The sequence below is a fragment of the Pseudomonas sp. C32 genome, assembly GCF_030417915.1.
Lineage (GTDB): Bacteria > Pseudomonadota > Gammaproteobacteria > Pseudomonadales > Pseudomonadaceae > Aquipseudomonas.
Genome location: NZ_JAUHUK010000002.1, coordinates 196,545 through 211,333, shown reverse-complemented (window position 1 = coordinate 211,333; position 14,789 = coordinate 196,545). Strand labels below are relative to the sequence as shown.

Annotated in this window: 11 protein-coding genes; 9 read left to right on the top strand and 2 right to left on the bottom strand. The window is 60.7% G+C overall.

From position 1 onward, the window contains the following. Positions 1 to 112 precede the first annotated feature (112 nt). From QYH43_RS03210 to QYH43_RS03195, 4 genes are all read left to right on the top strand, one after another. Positions 113 to 3,316 carry a DUF2339 domain-containing protein gene (locus QYH43_RS03210; protein ID WP_301156279.1) on the top strand — a complete coding sequence of 1,068 codons (3,204 nt, stop codon included), beginning with the start codon at positions 113 to 115 and terminating at the stop codon, positions 3,314 to 3,316. Then, entirely contained in the window at positions 3,313 to 4,683 is a 1,371-nt protein-coding gene (locus QYH43_RS03205; RefSeq protein WP_301156277.1) for a DUF3999 domain-containing protein, read from the top strand. Before QYH43_RS03210 ends, QYH43_RS03205 begins: the two co-directional genes overlap by 4 nt. 238 nt (positions 4,684 to 4,921) lie before the next feature. Then, the gene (locus QYH43_RS03200; protein ID WP_095058308.1) at positions 4,922 to 5,932 is read left to right on the top strand and encodes a class 1 fructose-bisphosphatase; all 1,011 of its coding nucleotides are present in this window, start codon (positions 4,922 to 4,924) and stop codon (positions 5,930 to 5,932) included. A gap of 3 nt (positions 5,933 to 5,935) precedes the next feature. Continuing rightward, positions 5,936 to 6,538, top strand: coding sequence for a DUF924 family protein (locus tag QYH43_RS03195; RefSeq protein ID WP_301156275.1), 603 nt, complete (start codon positions 5,936 to 5,938; stop codon positions 6,536 to 6,538). Positions 6,539 to 6,655: 117 nt separating this feature from the next. Here the strand turns inward: QYH43_RS03195 and QYH43_RS03190 are convergent, their stop codons facing one another. Continuing rightward, positions 6,656 to 8,548: a methyl-accepting chemotaxis protein gene (locus tag QYH43_RS03190; protein WP_301156274.1), complete on the bottom strand. Its 1,893-nt coding sequence runs from the start codon at positions 8,546 to 8,548 to the stop codon at positions 6,656 to 6,658. 282 nt (positions 8,549 to 8,830) lie between these two features. On the opposite strand from QYH43_RS03190, the gene QYH43_RS03185 reads away from it, so the two are divergent. Both QYH43_RS03185 and QYH43_RS03180 read left to right on the top strand, forming a co-directional pair. Continuing rightward, complete coding sequence (locus tag QYH43_RS03185; RefSeq protein WP_301156273.1) at positions 8,831 to 9,085, top strand: hypothetical protein; 255 nt, start codon at positions 8,831 to 8,833, stop codon at positions 9,083 to 9,085. A gap of 31 nt (positions 9,086 to 9,116) precedes the next feature. After that, a complete protein-coding gene (locus QYH43_RS03180; protein WP_095058312.1) occupies positions 9,117 to 9,686 on the top strand; it encodes a lipocalin family protein in 570 nt (189 codons plus the stop codon). A 113-nt stretch (positions 9,687 to 9,799) separates the two neighbouring features. Here QYH43_RS03180 and QYH43_RS03175 read toward each other — a convergent pair whose 3' ends face one another. Further along, positions 9,800 to 11,164: a formimidoylglutamate deiminase gene (locus QYH43_RS03175; RefSeq protein WP_301156270.1), complete on the bottom strand. Its 1,365-nt coding sequence runs from the start codon at positions 11,162 to 11,164 to the stop codon at positions 9,800 to 9,802. A gap of 146 nt (positions 11,165 to 11,310) precedes the next feature. Here QYH43_RS03175 and hutC point away from each other — a divergent pair, with 146 nt between their 5' ends. From hutC to hutU, 3 genes are all read left to right on the top strand, one after another. Continuing rightward, positions 11,311 to 12,021: a histidine utilization repressor gene (hutC, locus tag QYH43_RS03170; RefSeq protein ID WP_172435301.1), complete on the top strand. Its 711-nt coding sequence runs from the start codon at positions 11,311 to 11,313 to the stop codon at positions 12,019 to 12,021. Beyond that, positions 12,018 to 12,587 carry a HutD family protein gene (locus QYH43_RS03165; protein ID WP_095151751.1) on the top strand — a complete coding sequence of 190 codons (570 nt, stop codon included), beginning with the start codon at positions 12,018 to 12,020 and terminating at the stop codon, positions 12,585 to 12,587. Before hutC ends, QYH43_RS03165 begins: the two co-directional genes overlap by 4 nt. A 426-nt stretch (positions 12,588 to 13,013) precedes the next feature. Then, complete coding sequence (hutU, locus tag QYH43_RS03160) at positions 13,014 to 14,681, top strand: urocanate hydratase (RefSeq protein WP_095151752.1); 1,668 nt, start codon at positions 13,014 to 13,016, stop codon at positions 14,679 to 14,681. Positions 14,682 to 14,789: the final 108 nt, after the last annotated feature.

The window sequence follows — 14,789 nt, the reverse complement described above, 5'->3', positions numbered from 1 at the left end:
CTACACAGCGCGGTATTGCGCTATCCCGTAGGAGCTGCCGAAGGCTGCGATCTTTTTGTATCCGGCTGGGCTAATCTTTCCAGGTTGGCCAATACGATTAGGGATATCGACCATGCAATGGATGTTGATGCTGATTGGGCTGGTGCTCGGCTGGATACTCGACGAAGAGTTCAGCGAAGCGCTGCTGGGCGCGTTGCTCGGGTTGGGAATCGGCCAGGCCATTCGCATCGGGCGTCTGGACTCGCAAGCGGCCGGACAGCATCGTCTGCTGGAGCAGACGAAAGTTGCGCTGCACGCGGTCGAGCAGCGGCTGGCGGTGTTGGAGGTGCCGGGTGCCAAGACGTTCGAAAGCGCCGAGCCTGTTGTCTCCGCTGAAACCGTAAAGGATGAAAACCAGATCACCACCGAGCTGATCTGGGAACTCCCCCCCGAACTCGAACCGACTCCCGCGATGGCCAGCGAACCCGTTCGTGCGCTGCCGGTCGATGCCTGGAAGCCCGATCCGGTTGCCCGTGAGCCACAACAACCTGCCGAGCCGCGCGGCCCGAATGTGATTGATCGAGCTATTGCCCACGCCCGCGCCTGGCTGTTCGGCGGCAACACCGTGTTGCGCGTCGGTGTGGTGCTGTTGTTTCTCGGCCTGGCTTTCTTGCTGCGATACGCCACCGAAGGCGTGGTGGTGCCGGTCGAGCTGCGTTACGCCGGTGTTGCGGCGGCGGCCTTGGGTTTACTCGGCTTGGGTTGGTGGCTGAGAACCCGCAATCCCGGTTACGCATTGATCCTGCAAGGCACCGGCATCGCCGTGCTGTACCTGACGGTGTTCGCCGCGATGCGCCTGCATCCGTTGCTTGACCCATCGGCGGCGTTTGGCCTGCTAGTGGCGGTGACGGTGTTCTCGGCGATTCTCGCCATTACCCAGGATTCCCTCGGCCTGGCCGCCGCCGCAGCGTTGGGCGGTTTCGCTGCGCCGCTGTTGGCGTCCACGGGCACCGGCAGCCATGTCGCATTGTTCAGTTACTTTGTCCTGCTCAACAGCGGCATCCTTGCCATCGCCTGGTTCAAGGCCTGGCGGGTGCTCAATGTCATTGGCTTCGTCGGCACGTTCGGCATCGGTTTTGCCTGGGGCATTCGCTCCTACCATCCCGAGATGCTGTGGAGCACCGAGCCGTTCCTGATGGTGTTCTTCCTGATGTACCTGGCCATCGGTCTGTTGTACGCCCGCCGCACGTTGCTGCAGATGAGCGACGCGCCCGAGGAGAGCGATCGCGAGGCGCTGCTGCGCTGGTCGGCGCGCAAGGGTGATTACGTCGATGGTTCGCTGCTCTTCGGCCCGCCGCTGGTGGGTTTCGGTTTGCAATTCGCGTTGGTCCAGCATCTGGAATTCGCAGCCGCGTTCAGTGCCCTGGTGCTGGGCATGATCTACATGGGCCTGGCCCGTTTGTTGATGGGCGGCCGCGCGACGTTGCTGGGGGAGACCTGCCTGGCGCTGGGCGTCATTTTCACCAGCCTGGCGATTCCGCTGGGGCTGGATGCGCACTGGACGACAGCGGCGTGGGCAGTGGAGGGTGCGGGGATTTTCTGGCTCGGCCTGCGCCAGCAACGCGCGCTGGCCCGGGCATTCGCCCTGTTGCTGCAACTGGGGGCGGCGCTGGCGTTTCTCAGCGAGTTGCACAGCAGCGAGAGCAGCCTGCTCGATGGCTCGACCTTGGGTGCATTGATGCTGGGTACTGCGCTGTTGTTCAGCTTCTATCGACTACGCAAAGCGCTGCCCGAACAAACCTCGTCGTGGGAACGCCAAAGTTTGCCGGTGCTGGCGGGACTTGGCCTGGCGTTTCTTTATCTGCTGGCGCCGCTGTTTTTCTTCGGACACGGCACGGCGATCAGTTGGGCCTTGGCCGGATTGCTCACGTTGTTTGCCGGTTTGCACCTGCAATCACGCACCTTCCTGTTTGCCGGGCTTGCCGTGCAGACGCTGGGCGGCGCGTTGTACCTGGTGGCGGGGTCGGTGTTGGGTGACGAGGTGCGGCCCTTGGCCCATGGCGAGTTCTGGGCGCCGTTGGTGCTGGGGCTGGTGGCGTTTGTCGGCGCCTGGCGTTTGCAGCGCGATAAGCCTGCCACGGCGTTTGAAGGGCTGAGCGTGCAGCGCTTGTCCCAGGCGTTGCTGGTGTGGGGCGCGGGTTGGTGGGCGCTGGCATGGATCAGCGAAGTGCTGCGGTTTGCGCCGGTACCCTTGCAAGCGACGCTGTTACTGGCCATAGCGGCGGCGAGCGCTGCGTTGTGGGCGGTGTTGGCGCTGCGTCTGAAGTGGCCCTCGTTGGGGTTGCTGTGCACCTTGCTGATTCCAGCTGCCGCGTGGGTGTTGTTGGCCGCCTGGCATTCGCGGTACCACCCGGCAGCGAATTGGGGTTGGCTGATGTGGGCGGCAGTGTTTGTCGTGCATTTCGTTTCGCTGCGACGTCTGGCTTCGATGTTGCCGGCGCAAGCCTTGAGCGCCGCCCATGTGCTGGGTTGCTGGTTGCTTATCGGGGTGCTGGCGCTGGAGTTGCGCTATGTCTTGCTGCTGATGTCCGAGCAGTACAACGCCTGGCGCTGGCTGGGTTGGGCGATTCTGCCGAGCTTGTATCTGGTGCTGATGGCCGCACCCCGTGCCTGGCCAAGGCCGGTATCGGCTTACCCTCGTGAATATCGCCTTTACGCCGCTGCGCCGCTGGCACTGTTGATGCTCGGCTGGTTCTGGCTGGCGAACGCTTTCAGTGACGGCACCGCCGAGCCGTTGCCCTACGTGCCGCTGATCAACCCGCTGGAATTGGGCCTGATGTTTGCGCTGTTCGGCATCTACGTCTGGTCCCGCAGCGCGGCGACGCAACTGACACTGCGCCAGAGCTCCGCCGCGAACGCCACACAAGTGATCGCCGGCGTGTCGCTGTTCATGTTCTTTACTGCAATGGTCATGCGCACGGCACATCACTGGAGCGGCGTGCCGTTTGAACTGGATCTGTCGCTGGCGTCGATGCGGGTGCAGGCCGGGCTGTCTATCGTCTGGACCTTGATAGCATTGAGTCTGATGATCGGCGGGCACCTGCGCCAGCGTCGCGAAGTCTGGTTGATTGGCGCGGCGTTGATCGGCGTGGTCGTGGCCAAGCTGTTCTTTGTCGAACTGAGCAATCGCGGCGGACTGGCGCGGATCGTGTCGTTTATTGGCGTTGGCGTCCTGTTGCTGGTGGTGGGCTATTTCGCACCGCTGCCGCCCAAACGTGTCGAGTCTGTGCCGGATGCTGAAAAACCGGGCGCGGACACCGAAGGAGTGTCGTCATGAGCCAGAAGCTGAACCTGGGCTGGTTAGGCGCTGTTGCCGTGGCGGTGACCCTGTCGGCCGGCGCTCAGGAAAAACCGGCGGACTTCACCACTCAAGTGCCCTTGTCGGTGACGGGTGACGGCCCGTGGTATCGCCTCGAATTGCCGTTGGCGGTGCAACTGAGTGCGCGGCAGACCGACTTGAGCGATGTGCGCGTGTTCAACGCCGCCGGGGATGTTCAGGCGTATGCCCTGGCCCGGGAGGCGGCGAAGACCGACGACAATCGCACCCTCACTGACGTGAAGTGGTTCCCGCTGTACGACGCGGCGGGCGCCACCGGGCAAGCGCCGAGCGTGCGCGTGCAATCGAACACCAATGGCACGTTGGTTGAAGTGCAGCCTTCCAGTCAGTTGGAGGCCGGCGAGGAAGAACTGCGCGGCTGGTTGCTCGACGCGTCCGCCATCAAGGCACCGTTGCGGCAGTTGATCCTCGACTGGACCAGCGAACGCGACGGCTTCCAGCGTTTCACCATCGAAGCCAGCGAGGATTTGCAACACTGGCAGTCCTGGGGTGAAGGGCAGGTGGCGCGCCTGACGTTTGCTGACGAACGGGTCGAGCAGCATGAAATTGGTTTGCCGGGCCAATCGGCGCGTTACTTGCGACTGCTATGGAGCACGCCGCAATCGGCGCCGACATTGACCTCGGCGCAACTGGTCAGCGTCAGCCCCCGTAGTCTGCCGCTGCCGTTGGTCTGGTCACAACCGTTGGCCGGCAGCACCGGGAAGGCCGGTGAATACACCTGGCAGTTGCCGATGGACCTGAGCGTCGAGCGGGTGCAGGTTGAGTTGAGTCAGCCCAACAGCCTGGCGCCGGTGACCCTGTGGGGTCGTCGCGATAACAGCCTGCCATGGCAAACGCTGAGCAGCGGTTTGCTCTATCGCCTGACCCAGAACGGTCAGGATGTGGTGCAAAACGAATTGCAGCTGCCGGGGCAAACGGTTCAGCAATTGAAACTGACCGTGGACGAGCGCGGCGGTGGCTTGGGCGCAGAGGCGCCCACCGTGAAGTTCGCCGTACGTGCAACGCACCTGGTGTTTCTGGCCCGCGGACCAGGGCCCTATACGCTGGCGCTGGGCAATTCGACGATGAAGGCAGCCAACTTGCCGTTGTCGACACTGATACCGGACTACAGCGCGGCGAAACTGGCGACGCTGGGCAGGGCGATGGTGGACGGTGGGGCGGTGGTTACCCCGGCAGTTTCGACAGCGCCGGCAGCATCGGGTATCCACTGGAAGAAATTCGGCCTGTGGTCGGTGTTGTTGCTCAGCGTTTTGTTTTTGGCGGCAATGGCGTTCAGCTTGTTGCGCAAGCCTTCGGCCAAAACTTGAATCTGTGACGAGGGCGCTTGCTCCCGTTCGGTTGCGAAGCAGCCGTGAGAGGTACGGAACAGGGCCGCTTCGCGCCCCGACGGGAGCAAGCGCCCTCGCCACAATTGGGTGGATTTGCAACTACGCTCAACCCCGCGCCTGAACTCTCTTTGGCCGATCACGTCTGATAGGAGGAAATGCGCCCCGACTCGCGTTAAACTGCGCGGGTTTTTAGCCCCCCATTCCTCCGGAGCCTTCCATGTCCCGCGTTACCTTGAGTCGCTATTTGATTGAGCAGACCCGCAGCAACAACACTCCTGCCGATCTGCGCTTCCTGATCGAAGTGGTGGCGCGTGCCTGCAAGGAGATCAACCACGCCGTGTCCAAAGGCGCCCTCGGCGGCGTTCTGGGCAGCATGGGCACTGAAAACGTCCAGGGCGAAGTGCAGAAGAAGCTCGACGTGATCTCCAACGAGATCCTGCTCGAAGCCAACGAATGGGGCGGTCACCTGGCCGGCATGGCGTCCGAAGAAATGGACAATGCCTACCAGATCCCGGGCAAATACCCGAAAGGCGCCTACCTGCTGGTATTCGACCCGCTGGACGGTTCGTCGAACATCGACATCAACGCCCCGGTCGGCACGATCTTCTCGGTACTGCGTTGCCCGAACGAATACCTGAGCCAGAACGAGCCTTTGAATGAAAAGGCCTTCCTGCAGCCAGGTACTCAGCAAGTGGCCGCCGGTTACGCGATCTACGGTCCACAGACCATGCTGATCCTGACCCTGGGCGACGGCGTGAAAGGTTTCACCCTGGACCGTGAAATGGGCAGCTTCGTACTGACCCACGAAAACATCACCATTCCTGAAAGCACCCAGGAATTCGCCATCAACATGTCCAACCAGCGTCACTGGGAAGCTCCGGTCCAACGTTACGTCGGCGAGTTGCTGGCTGGCGAAGAAGGTCCGCTGAAGAAGAACTACAACATGCGTTGGGTCGCAGCGATGGTTGCCGACGTACACCGCATCCTGACCCGTGGCGGTCTGTTCATGTACCCACGCGACAACCGCGAGCCGTCCAAGCCGGGCAAACTGCGTCTGATGTACGAAGCCAACCCGATGTCGTTCCTCGTGGAACAAGCGGGTGGCGCTTCGACCAACGGCCACCAGCGCATCCTCGACATCCAGCCGGAAGGCCTGCACCAGCGTGTAGCGGTGTTCCTGGGTTCGAAGGAAGAAGTTGCACGCGCCACGGCTTACCACAAGGAATAAACCATGAACGCGCCCTGGCAGCCGCTGCTCGATTGGTGGTTCGGAAGTTCCGGATCAGCGAGCGAAGTAGCGGCGCAGAAGGGCAAGTTGTGGTTCGGCAAGCGCGACAGCCAGGACCTCGAAGCGCGCACGCGCTTCGAGGACCAGGTCGAGCAGGCACTGGCCGGCGGATTGACCGAGTGGATGCAACGTCCCGAAGGTTGGCTGGCACTGGTGCTGTTACTCGATCAACTCCCGCGAATGATCTTTCGCGACACACCCAAAGCGTTTTCCGGCGATTCCCGGGCACAGAAACTCGTGGCCCAAGGCATTGCGGCGGATTTCGATCGGCAGTTGCGGCCGATTCAACGGGTGTTCATCTATCTGGTGTTCGAGCACAGCGAAAACCTCGCGGTGCAGAACGAAGGCGTCTCGCGTTACATCGAATTGGTGGCGCAGCAGCCTGAAGGTGACCGGGCGTTGTTTGCCGATTACCTGGATTACGCCGAGAAGCACCAGAAAATCATTGCGCAGTTCGGACGGTTTCCCCATCGCAATGCGGTGTTGGGAAGGGAGAGTACTGCACAGGAACTCGCGTTTCTGTCGAAGCCGGGCTCTCGGTTCTGATTTTTCGCTGTTGCTGATGCCGCCATCGCTGGCAAGCCAGCTCCTACAGTAGATCTCCAGTACGACAAAGATCCCTGTAGGAGCTGGCTTGCCAGCGATGGGGCCCGCGAAAGCGCCTCAGATCCTGAAACTACCCACCAACTGCTTCAACCGCGCCGCCTGCTGCTCAAGATCGGCACACGCACGCAAGGTCGACTGCAGGTTCTCCACACCTTCCTGGTTCAGCGTGTTGATCTCGGTAATGTCGACGTTGATCGACTCCACCACAGCCGTTTGCTCTTCGGTGGCGGTCGCGACCGACTGGTTCATGCCATCAATCTCGCCGATACGCTGGGTCACGCTCTCCAGTCGCTCACCCGCCTGATTGGCGATGCCGACACTGCTTTCGCTCTGGCGCTGGCTGTCGGTCATGATGCCCACCGCTGCGCGGGCGCCGACTTGCAGCTCTTCAATCATGGTTTGCACTTGCTGCGCAGAATCCTGCGTGCGGTGGGCGAGGTTGCGCACTTCGTCGGCAACTACCGCGAAACCGCGTCCGGCTTCACCCGCTCGTGCGGCTTCAATGGCGGCGTTGAGCGCCAGCAGGTTGGTCTGCTGGGAGATGCTGGTGATCACTTCCAGAATCTGCCCGATGTTGACCGTGTTGCTGTTGAGCGTCTCGATGTTGCCGCACGAATCGCTGATCTTCGCCGAGAGCTGTTGCATGGCGGCGATGGTTTTATCCACAACCTGTTGGCCGTCTTCAGCCAAGGCACGGGCGTCGCTCGAATGTTGCGAGGCAAGGGCGGCGTTCTGGGCGATTTCCTGGGCTGCGGCGCCGAGCTGGTTGATCGCGGCGGCCACGCTGCTGGTGCGCGAGGCTTGCTGGTCGGAGTTGAACATCGACGAATTGGACGCCGCCACAACGCGCAGGGCGACTTCGTTGACCTGGCCGGTGGCCGAGGACACTTCGCTGATCGAGGCGTGGATACGCTCGACGAAACGGTTGAACGACAACCCCAGCGCGCCGAACTCGTCGTGACCGTGGATGGTCAGGCGTTTGGTCAGGTCACCGTCGCCTTCGGCGATGTCATGCATGGCGCGACCCATGGTCAGCAGCGGTTGCATCAACAGGCTGATCAGCATGCCCAGCAACGCGATGATGATTACCACCGCAATCACCATGGCAATGATCGCCGAAGTGCGGAATTCGCTGAGCATCGAAAACGCGGTGTCCTGGTCGAGCACCAGTGCCACGTACCAGTCTGCCGACGGCACGCCGTTGACGTGGGTGAAAGAGATGAACTGACGCTTGCCGTCGATCTCGACTTCTTTCATGCCCGGGCTGACTTTTGGCGCGCCATTGGGGTAGGCCTCGGTCAGGTTCTTGAGCACCAGTTTGCTGTTCGGGTGGATCAGGATCTTGCCGTCGGCACTGACGATGAAGGCATGGCCGTGACCGCTAAAGTTCAGCGAGTTGATGATCGCACTGACGCTGGACAGATCAATGTCAGCGCCTGCTACACCGATCATCTGGCCCTGGTGCTGCACCGGGGTTGCCACGGTGATCACCAGTTTTCCGGACGATGCGGCGATGTACGGTTCGGTGACGATGGTCTGCTGTGCGCTGTTGGCTGCCTTGTACCAGCCACGGGCGCGCGGATCGTAGTCCGCTGCGCGATTGCCCGCCGGGACCGAGAACATCACGCCGTCGGTACCGCCAAAGTAGCTCAGCTGGAAATTGCCGGTGTAGGCGGGCAGGTCAATGATGCGCTTCAGGCTGGCCGGGGCATTGCCATCTGCTGTGACCTGTTGAGCCATCGACTGCAATAACTGCATGCGGCTTTCCAGCCAGGTCTGGATGTTGCTGGTGGTCAGGCTGCCGAGTTCCTGCATCGAAGCTTCGGTGCTGCTGCGCAGGGTCTGGCGCTGGCGATAGTCGTTGAACAGGATGAAACAAGCGAATGCGACGGCCACCACGAGGGCGGCAGCCAGCAAGATCTTGTGGCTGAACTTCATGTTTCTGGTCATTTGGATGAGCTACCGCAGAGGGTCGGGTCAACAAAGGGGAGGCAAACGCCACAGGCGTGGCTTTTGCGTTGCACCTATGTCGACTGTGCGGCGCCAAAGATTAGGCGGATTTGATGAAAATCGACGAAAAACCGGATAGACAAAAAAAGTGATTGGTTTTTCGGCCGATGGATGACGAGCGGGCCAACAAATAGCCATGGGGTCAGGGAACCAGAGAGGGGTTTTCTCTTCTAAGCTTCAGCTTGGCAGCCATGCCATTCCCCTACACCCCGGAGTTACACCATGTCGCTGCGATCCATCGCCCTGCTTTCCTTCTGCGTGTTGCTCGCTGCGTGCAGCAAGGTCAATCAGGAAAACTATTCGAAGCTCTCGTCAGGAATGACCAAAGCCGAGGTCGAAACCCTGTTGGGCAAGCCCGCCGATTGTTCAGGCGCGCTCGGCATGTCCAGCTGCACCTGGGGTGACAAGAACAGCTTTATCAGCGTGCAGTATGCCGGTGAAAAAGTGCTGATGTTTTCTGGCCAAGGCCTGAAGTAAACCGGGGCGGACTGCCCACGGGAGAAGAACAATGAAGCGGTTATTTATCATCCTTTTTGCCGGCCTGGTGTTGGCTGGCTGTGCCACGTCTGGCCAGGATACGTTGGCGCCAAAAACCGTCAACAGCGTCAACCTCAAGCGTTACCAGGGCAAGTGGTACGAATTGGCCCGTTTGCCGATGTACTTCCAGCGCGACTGTGCGCAATCCGAAGCTCATTACACGCTCAAACCCGACGGCAACGTCGGGGTGTTGAATCGCTGCCTGACGGCGCAGTGGCAATGGGAGGAGGTCAAGGGCACCGCTTATCCACAGGTGCCGGGCAAGACCGACAAATTGTGGGTCGAGTTCGATACCTGGTTTTCGCGGCTGATTCCGGGTACGGCGAAGGGCGAATATTGGGTGTTGTACGTCAGCGATGACTACAAGAGCGCCATCGTCGGTGATCCGAGCCGCAAATATTTGTGGTTGTTGTCACGCACCCCGACCGTGAACGGTGTGGTGCGTGAAGAACTGCTAAGCAAGGCGCGTCAGCAGGGTTACGACACCACGCGGCTGATCTGGCGGGCGTCGGATACGCAGATGGCGAAGACCTCGAACTAATCACGCAACCCCTGTAGGAACTGGCTTGCCAGCGATGGCGGCCTGTCAGGCAACAATGATGTTGAATCTGACGGCCTCATCGCTGGCAAGCCAGCTCCTGCAAGGGTTTTGGGTTAGCCCAGAAGATCGCGCAGGACCTGGGTGAAGGCGCGGCTGCTTTCCTCTTCATCCGCATGCCGCCCGTCACGCACCACCCACTGGCCATTCACCAATACATCCCGCACCTGACGATCTCCACCGGCAAACAACCAGCGATTCAGAATCCCGTCACCATTGGCTGTCGCCAGGTACGGATCGTTGCCGTCCAGCACCAGCCAGTCGGCGCGCTTGCCGACTTCCAGCGCACCAATCGGTTGCCCCAGCGCCTGAGCGCCGCCGTCCAGCGCCGCATCAAACAAGGTGCGCCCGACCATCGGTTGATCCGCGCCATACAAACGATTACGCCGCTGATCACGCAGACGCTGGCCGTATTCCAGCCATCGCAGTTCTTCCACCACACTCAGTGACACATGGCTGTCGGACCCGATACCCATGCGTCCGCCTTGGGCGAGGAAATCCACTGCCGGGAAAATTCCGTCACCGAGGTTGGCTTCGGTCGTCAGGCACAGGCCGGCAATGGCGCGACTCTTGGCCATCAGCGTGACTTCTTCCGGGTTGGCGTGGGTGGCGTGGACGAGGCACCAGCGCTGATCGACTTCAGTATTTTCGTACAGCCATTGCAGCGGACGACGACCGCTCCAGGTCAGGCAGTCGTCGACTTCTTTCTGCTGTTCAGCGATGTGGATGTGCACCGGGCATTGCTTGTCGCTGGCTGCCAGCACTTCGCTGATCTGCTGCGGCGTGACCGCACGCAACGAGTGGAAACACAGGCCCAGCGATTGCGCCGGTTGCTGCGCCAGTAACGGTTGCAGCCTCGATTGCAGCGTGAGGTAGTTTTCAGTGCTGTTGATAAAGCGGCGCTGACCCTCGTTTGGCGCTTGGCCGCCGAAACCGGAATGGCTGTACAGCACCGGCAGCAGGGTCAGGCCGATCCCGGCGGAGCTGGCGGCCTGACTGATGCGCAGCGCCAGTTCGGCCGGATCAGCGTAAGGCTGACCGTTGTTGTCGTGGTGCACGTAATGAAACTCCGCCACCGAGGTGTAACCGGCCTTGAGCATTTCGATGTACAGCTGACGGGCGATGACGCCGAGTTGCTCCGGGCTGATTTTTCCGACGAGGCGGTACATCAAGTCGCGCCAGGTCCAGAAACTGTCGTTCGGATTGCCCGCCACTTCCGCCAGCCCGGCCATGGCCCGCTGGAAGGCGTGGGAGTGCAGATTCGGCATGCCCGGCAGTAGCGGACCGCTCAACCGTTCGGCGCCATCTGCATGGGAGTCGGCCTGGATATGGGTCAATACGCCCTCGGCGCTGACCTCAAGACGTACATTGTTGGCCCATCCACTAGGCAGCAGCGCGCGTTCGGCAAAGAAGGCGGACATGGTTCAGCACCCCATCGTGTGTTATTTGTATATACATATACAGACGTTTGCCTGCTCGGTAAACTCCGGCAAGCTAGCGACATTCACTAAACGACCAAGGATTAACCGTGCCGACTCCGCCTCCAGTTTCTCCGTTGGCCGCGAACATGGGCGACAGTCCGGCGCCCTTGTACGCCCGCGTCAAACAGATGATCACCCAGCAAATCGACAGTGGTAACTGGCCGCCGCACTATCGCGTTCCGTCGGAAAGCGAACTGGTCAGCCAGTTGGGCTTTAGCCGCATGACCATCAACCGCGCCTTGCGCGAGATGACCGCCGACGGTCTGTTGGTGCGCATGCAAGGGGTCGGCACTTTCGTAGCCGAGCCGAAAAGCCAGTCCGCCCTGTTCGAAGTGCACAACATCGCCGACGAAATCGCCTCTCGCGGTCATCGCCACACGTGCAAGGTCATCACCCTCGAAGAAGAGGCTGCCGGCTCCGAGCGCGCTTTGGCGCTGGACATGCGCGAAGGTCAGAAAGTGTTCCACTCGCTGATCGTGCATTTCGAAAACGATATTCCGGTGCAAATCGAAGACCGTTTCGTCAACGCGCTGGTGGCGCCGGACTACCTCAAGCAGGACTTCACTCTGCAAACGCCTTACGCCTATCTCAATCAGGTCGCGCCACTGACCGAAGGCGAACATGTGGTCGAGGCGATCCTGGCCGAGGCGTCTGAATGCAAATTGCTGCAGATTGAAAAAGGCGAGCCGTGCCTGCTGATCCGTCGCCGCACCTGGTCCGGCCGTCAGCCAGTGACTGCTGCTCGCTTGATCCACCCGGGTTCCCGTCATCGTCTGGAAGGTCGGTTTCACAAATGAGCAGTTTGAAAGTTCTACGCGCCAAAGATTACCCGCGCATGCCGTGGAAAAACGGCGGCGGCAGTACTGAAGAAATTACCCGTGATGCCGGCACTGGCCTGGATGGCTTTGGCTGGCGCCTGTCGATTGCCGACATTGGCGAGTCGGGCGGGTTTTCCACCTTCGCCGGTTACGAGCGGGTGATCACCGTGTTGCAGGGCGATGGCATGACCCTGACGGTGGATGGTCAGGACACTCGGTCGCTGTTACCGCTGGACCCGTTTGCCTTTAGTGGTGAGAGCAAGGTTTCCTGCACATTGCTCGCTGGCCCGATTCGCGATTTCAACCTCATCTATGCACCGCAGCGTTATGCCGCGCGGTTGCAGTGGTTGAGTGGGGAGCAACGGTTCTTCAGTTCGGCGGGCACCGTGTTGGTGTTCAGCATCAGCGAAACGTTGGAAGTGAAAGTCGGTAACAGTGCTTCGCAGCTGGGTCGCCATGATTGCCTTCAGCTTGTTGGTAACATAGGTCTTCTCGAGGTTTCCATTCGCGGCGCCTGTTGCGTGATCGAATTGACAGAGCGCTGAACCCCACCCTGTAGGAGCCGGCTTGCTGGCGATAGCTATCTTAAGGACGCTATCGCCAGCAAGCCGGCCCCTACGAAAAGCTGTTCCCCATCGCGCACCACTTTGTTACCGAACGCCCCAGCGTGGCTCAAAACCACGCTTCAGTAACAATCGTCGCGACCTCCAAAAAATCCCCGCAGAAAATTTCATCTTCGCCACAACCCTTGTTCCATGAGCTCTCCAGCCCTTTCAGAATTTTTCTTGAACACCCATCCAACAAGTTGGCCGCTTGATTGCATATGCTTGTATGTACAAGTAAAGACGTATGCGTATGAGTCACGAAGACTCAACCGTCGTCCACTGATTCGCCGGTGTGCACTGATGCCCATCGGCTTGCTCGCCCACTGCCCGGGCTGGTTTTGGATTGATTGCTGAGGAGTTCTTTTCGTGACTAAATTTCGTGACGTTGAAATCCGCGCTGCCCGCGGTAACAAGCTGACCGCCAAGAGCTGGCTGACCGAAGCACCGCTGCGCATGCTGATGAACAACCTCGACCCGGAAGTCGCCGAGAACCCTAAAGAACTGGTGGTTTACGGTGGTATCGGTCGTGCGGCACGTAACTGGGAATGCTACGACAAGATCGTCGAAAGCCTGACCAACCTGAACGACGATGAGACCCTGCTGGTGCAATCCGGCAAGCCGGTCGGCGTATTCAAGACCCACACCAATGCACCACGCGTACTGATCGCCAACTCCAACCTGGTGCCGCACTGGGCGAGCTGGGAACACTTCAACGAACTCGACGCCAAAGGCCTGGCCATGTACGGCCAGATGACCGCTGGCAGCTGGATCTACATCGGCAGCCAGGGCATCGTCCAGGGCACCTACGAAACCTTCGTCGAAGCCGGTCGCCAACACTACAACGATGACCTCAAAGGCAAGTGGGTCCTGACCGCTGGCCTGGGCGGCATGGGTGGCGCCCAGCCGCTGGCTGCAACCCTGGCCGGCGCTTGCTCGCTGAACATCGAATGTCAGCAGGTCAGCATCGATTTCCGTCTGAAAAGCCGCTACGTCGACGAGCAAGCAAAAGACCTCGACGACGCACTGGCCCGCATCGCCAAATACACCAAAGAAGGCAAGGCGATCTCCATCGCGCTGCTGGGTAACGCGGCTGAAATCCTGCCGGAACTGGTCAAACGCGGCGTGCGCCCGGACATGGTCACCGACCAGACCAGCGCCCACGACCCGCTCAACGGCTATCTGCCGGCCGGCTGGACCTGGGACGAGTACCGCGCTCGTGCCAAGACCGAGCCTGCTGCTGTGATCAAAGCCGCCAAGCAATCGATGGCCGTGCACGTCAAAGCGATGTTGGACTTCCAGAAAATGGGCGTACCGACCTTCGACTACGGCAACAACATCCGTCAGATGGCGCAGGAAGAAGGCGTGGAAAACGCATTCGACTTCCCGGGCTTTGTACCGGCCTACATCCGTCCGCTGTTCTGCCGTGGCATCGGCCCGTTCCGTTGGGCCGCACTGTCGGGCAACGCTGAAGACATCTACAAGACCGACGCCAAGGTCAAAGAACTGATCCCGGACGACGCCCACCTGCACAACTGGCTGGACATGGCCCGCGAGCGCATCAGCTTCCAGGGTCTGCCGGCACGTATCTGCTGGGTTGGCCTGGGTCTGCGCGCCAAGCTGGGTCTGGCGTTCAACGAAATGGTGCGCAGCGGTGAGTTGTCCGCGCCAATCGTCATCGGTCGCGACCACCTGGACTCCGGTTCGGTCGCCAGCCCGAACCGCGAAACCGAATCGATGCAGGACGGTTCCGATGCCGTGTCCGACTGGCCACTGCTCAACGCTCTGCTCAACACCGCGAGCGGTGCGACCTGGGTTTCCCTGCACCACGGCGGCGGCGTCGGCATGGGCTTCTCCCAGCACTCAGGCATGGTGATTGTCTGCGACGGTACTGATGAAGCGGCCGAGCGTATCGCTCGCGTGCTGCACAACGACCCGGCCACTGGCGTTATGCGTCACGCCGATGCGGGTTACCAGATCGCGATCGACTGCGCCAAGGAACAAGGGCTGAACCTGCCGATGATCACCGGCAAGTAATGCTTGCCCTGTAGGAGCCGGCTTGCTGGCGATAGCATCAGCGCGTTGCACCAGACACACCGCGCCGCATGGATCGCCAGCAAGCCGGCTCCTACAGGGGATTATCCA

Bases quoted from the DNA above. Each gene is read 5' to 3' on its own strand.
- QYH43_RS03210 (WP_301156279.1), top strand. From the start codon at position 113: ATGCAATGGATGTTGATGCTGATTGGGCTGGTGCTCGGCTGGATACTC.
- QYH43_RS03205 (WP_301156277.1), top strand. From the start codon at position 3,313: ATGAGCCAGAAGCTGAACCTGGGCTGGTTAGGCGCTGTTGCCGTGGCG.
- QYH43_RS03200 (WP_095058308.1), top strand. From the start codon at position 4,922: ATGTCCCGCGTTACCTTGAGTCGCTATTTGATTGAGCAGACCCGCAGC.
- QYH43_RS03195 (WP_301156275.1), top strand. From the start codon at position 5,936: ATGAACGCGCCCTGGCAGCCGCTGCTCGATTGGTGGTTCGGAAGTTCC.
- QYH43_RS03190 (WP_301156274.1), bottom strand. From the start codon at position 8,548: ATGACCAGAAACATGAAGTTCAGCCACAAGATCTTGCTGGCTGCCGCC.
- QYH43_RS03185 (WP_301156273.1), top strand. From the start codon at position 8,831: ATGTCGCTGCGATCCATCGCCCTGCTTTCCTTCTGCGTGTTGCTCGCT.
- QYH43_RS03180 (WP_095058312.1), top strand. From the start codon at position 9,117: ATGAAGCGGTTATTTATCATCCTTTTTGCCGGCCTGGTGTTGGCTGGC.
- QYH43_RS03175 (WP_301156270.1), bottom strand. From the start codon at position 11,164: ATGTCCGCCTTCTTTGCCGAACGCGCGCTGCTGCCTAGTGGATGGGCC.
- hutC (WP_172435301.1), top strand. From the start codon at position 11,311: ATGGGCGACAGTCCGGCGCCCTTGTACGCCCGCGTCAAACAGATGATC.
- QYH43_RS03165 (WP_095151751.1), top strand. From the start codon at position 12,018: ATGAGCAGTTTGAAAGTTCTACGCGCCAAAGATTACCCGCGCATGCCG.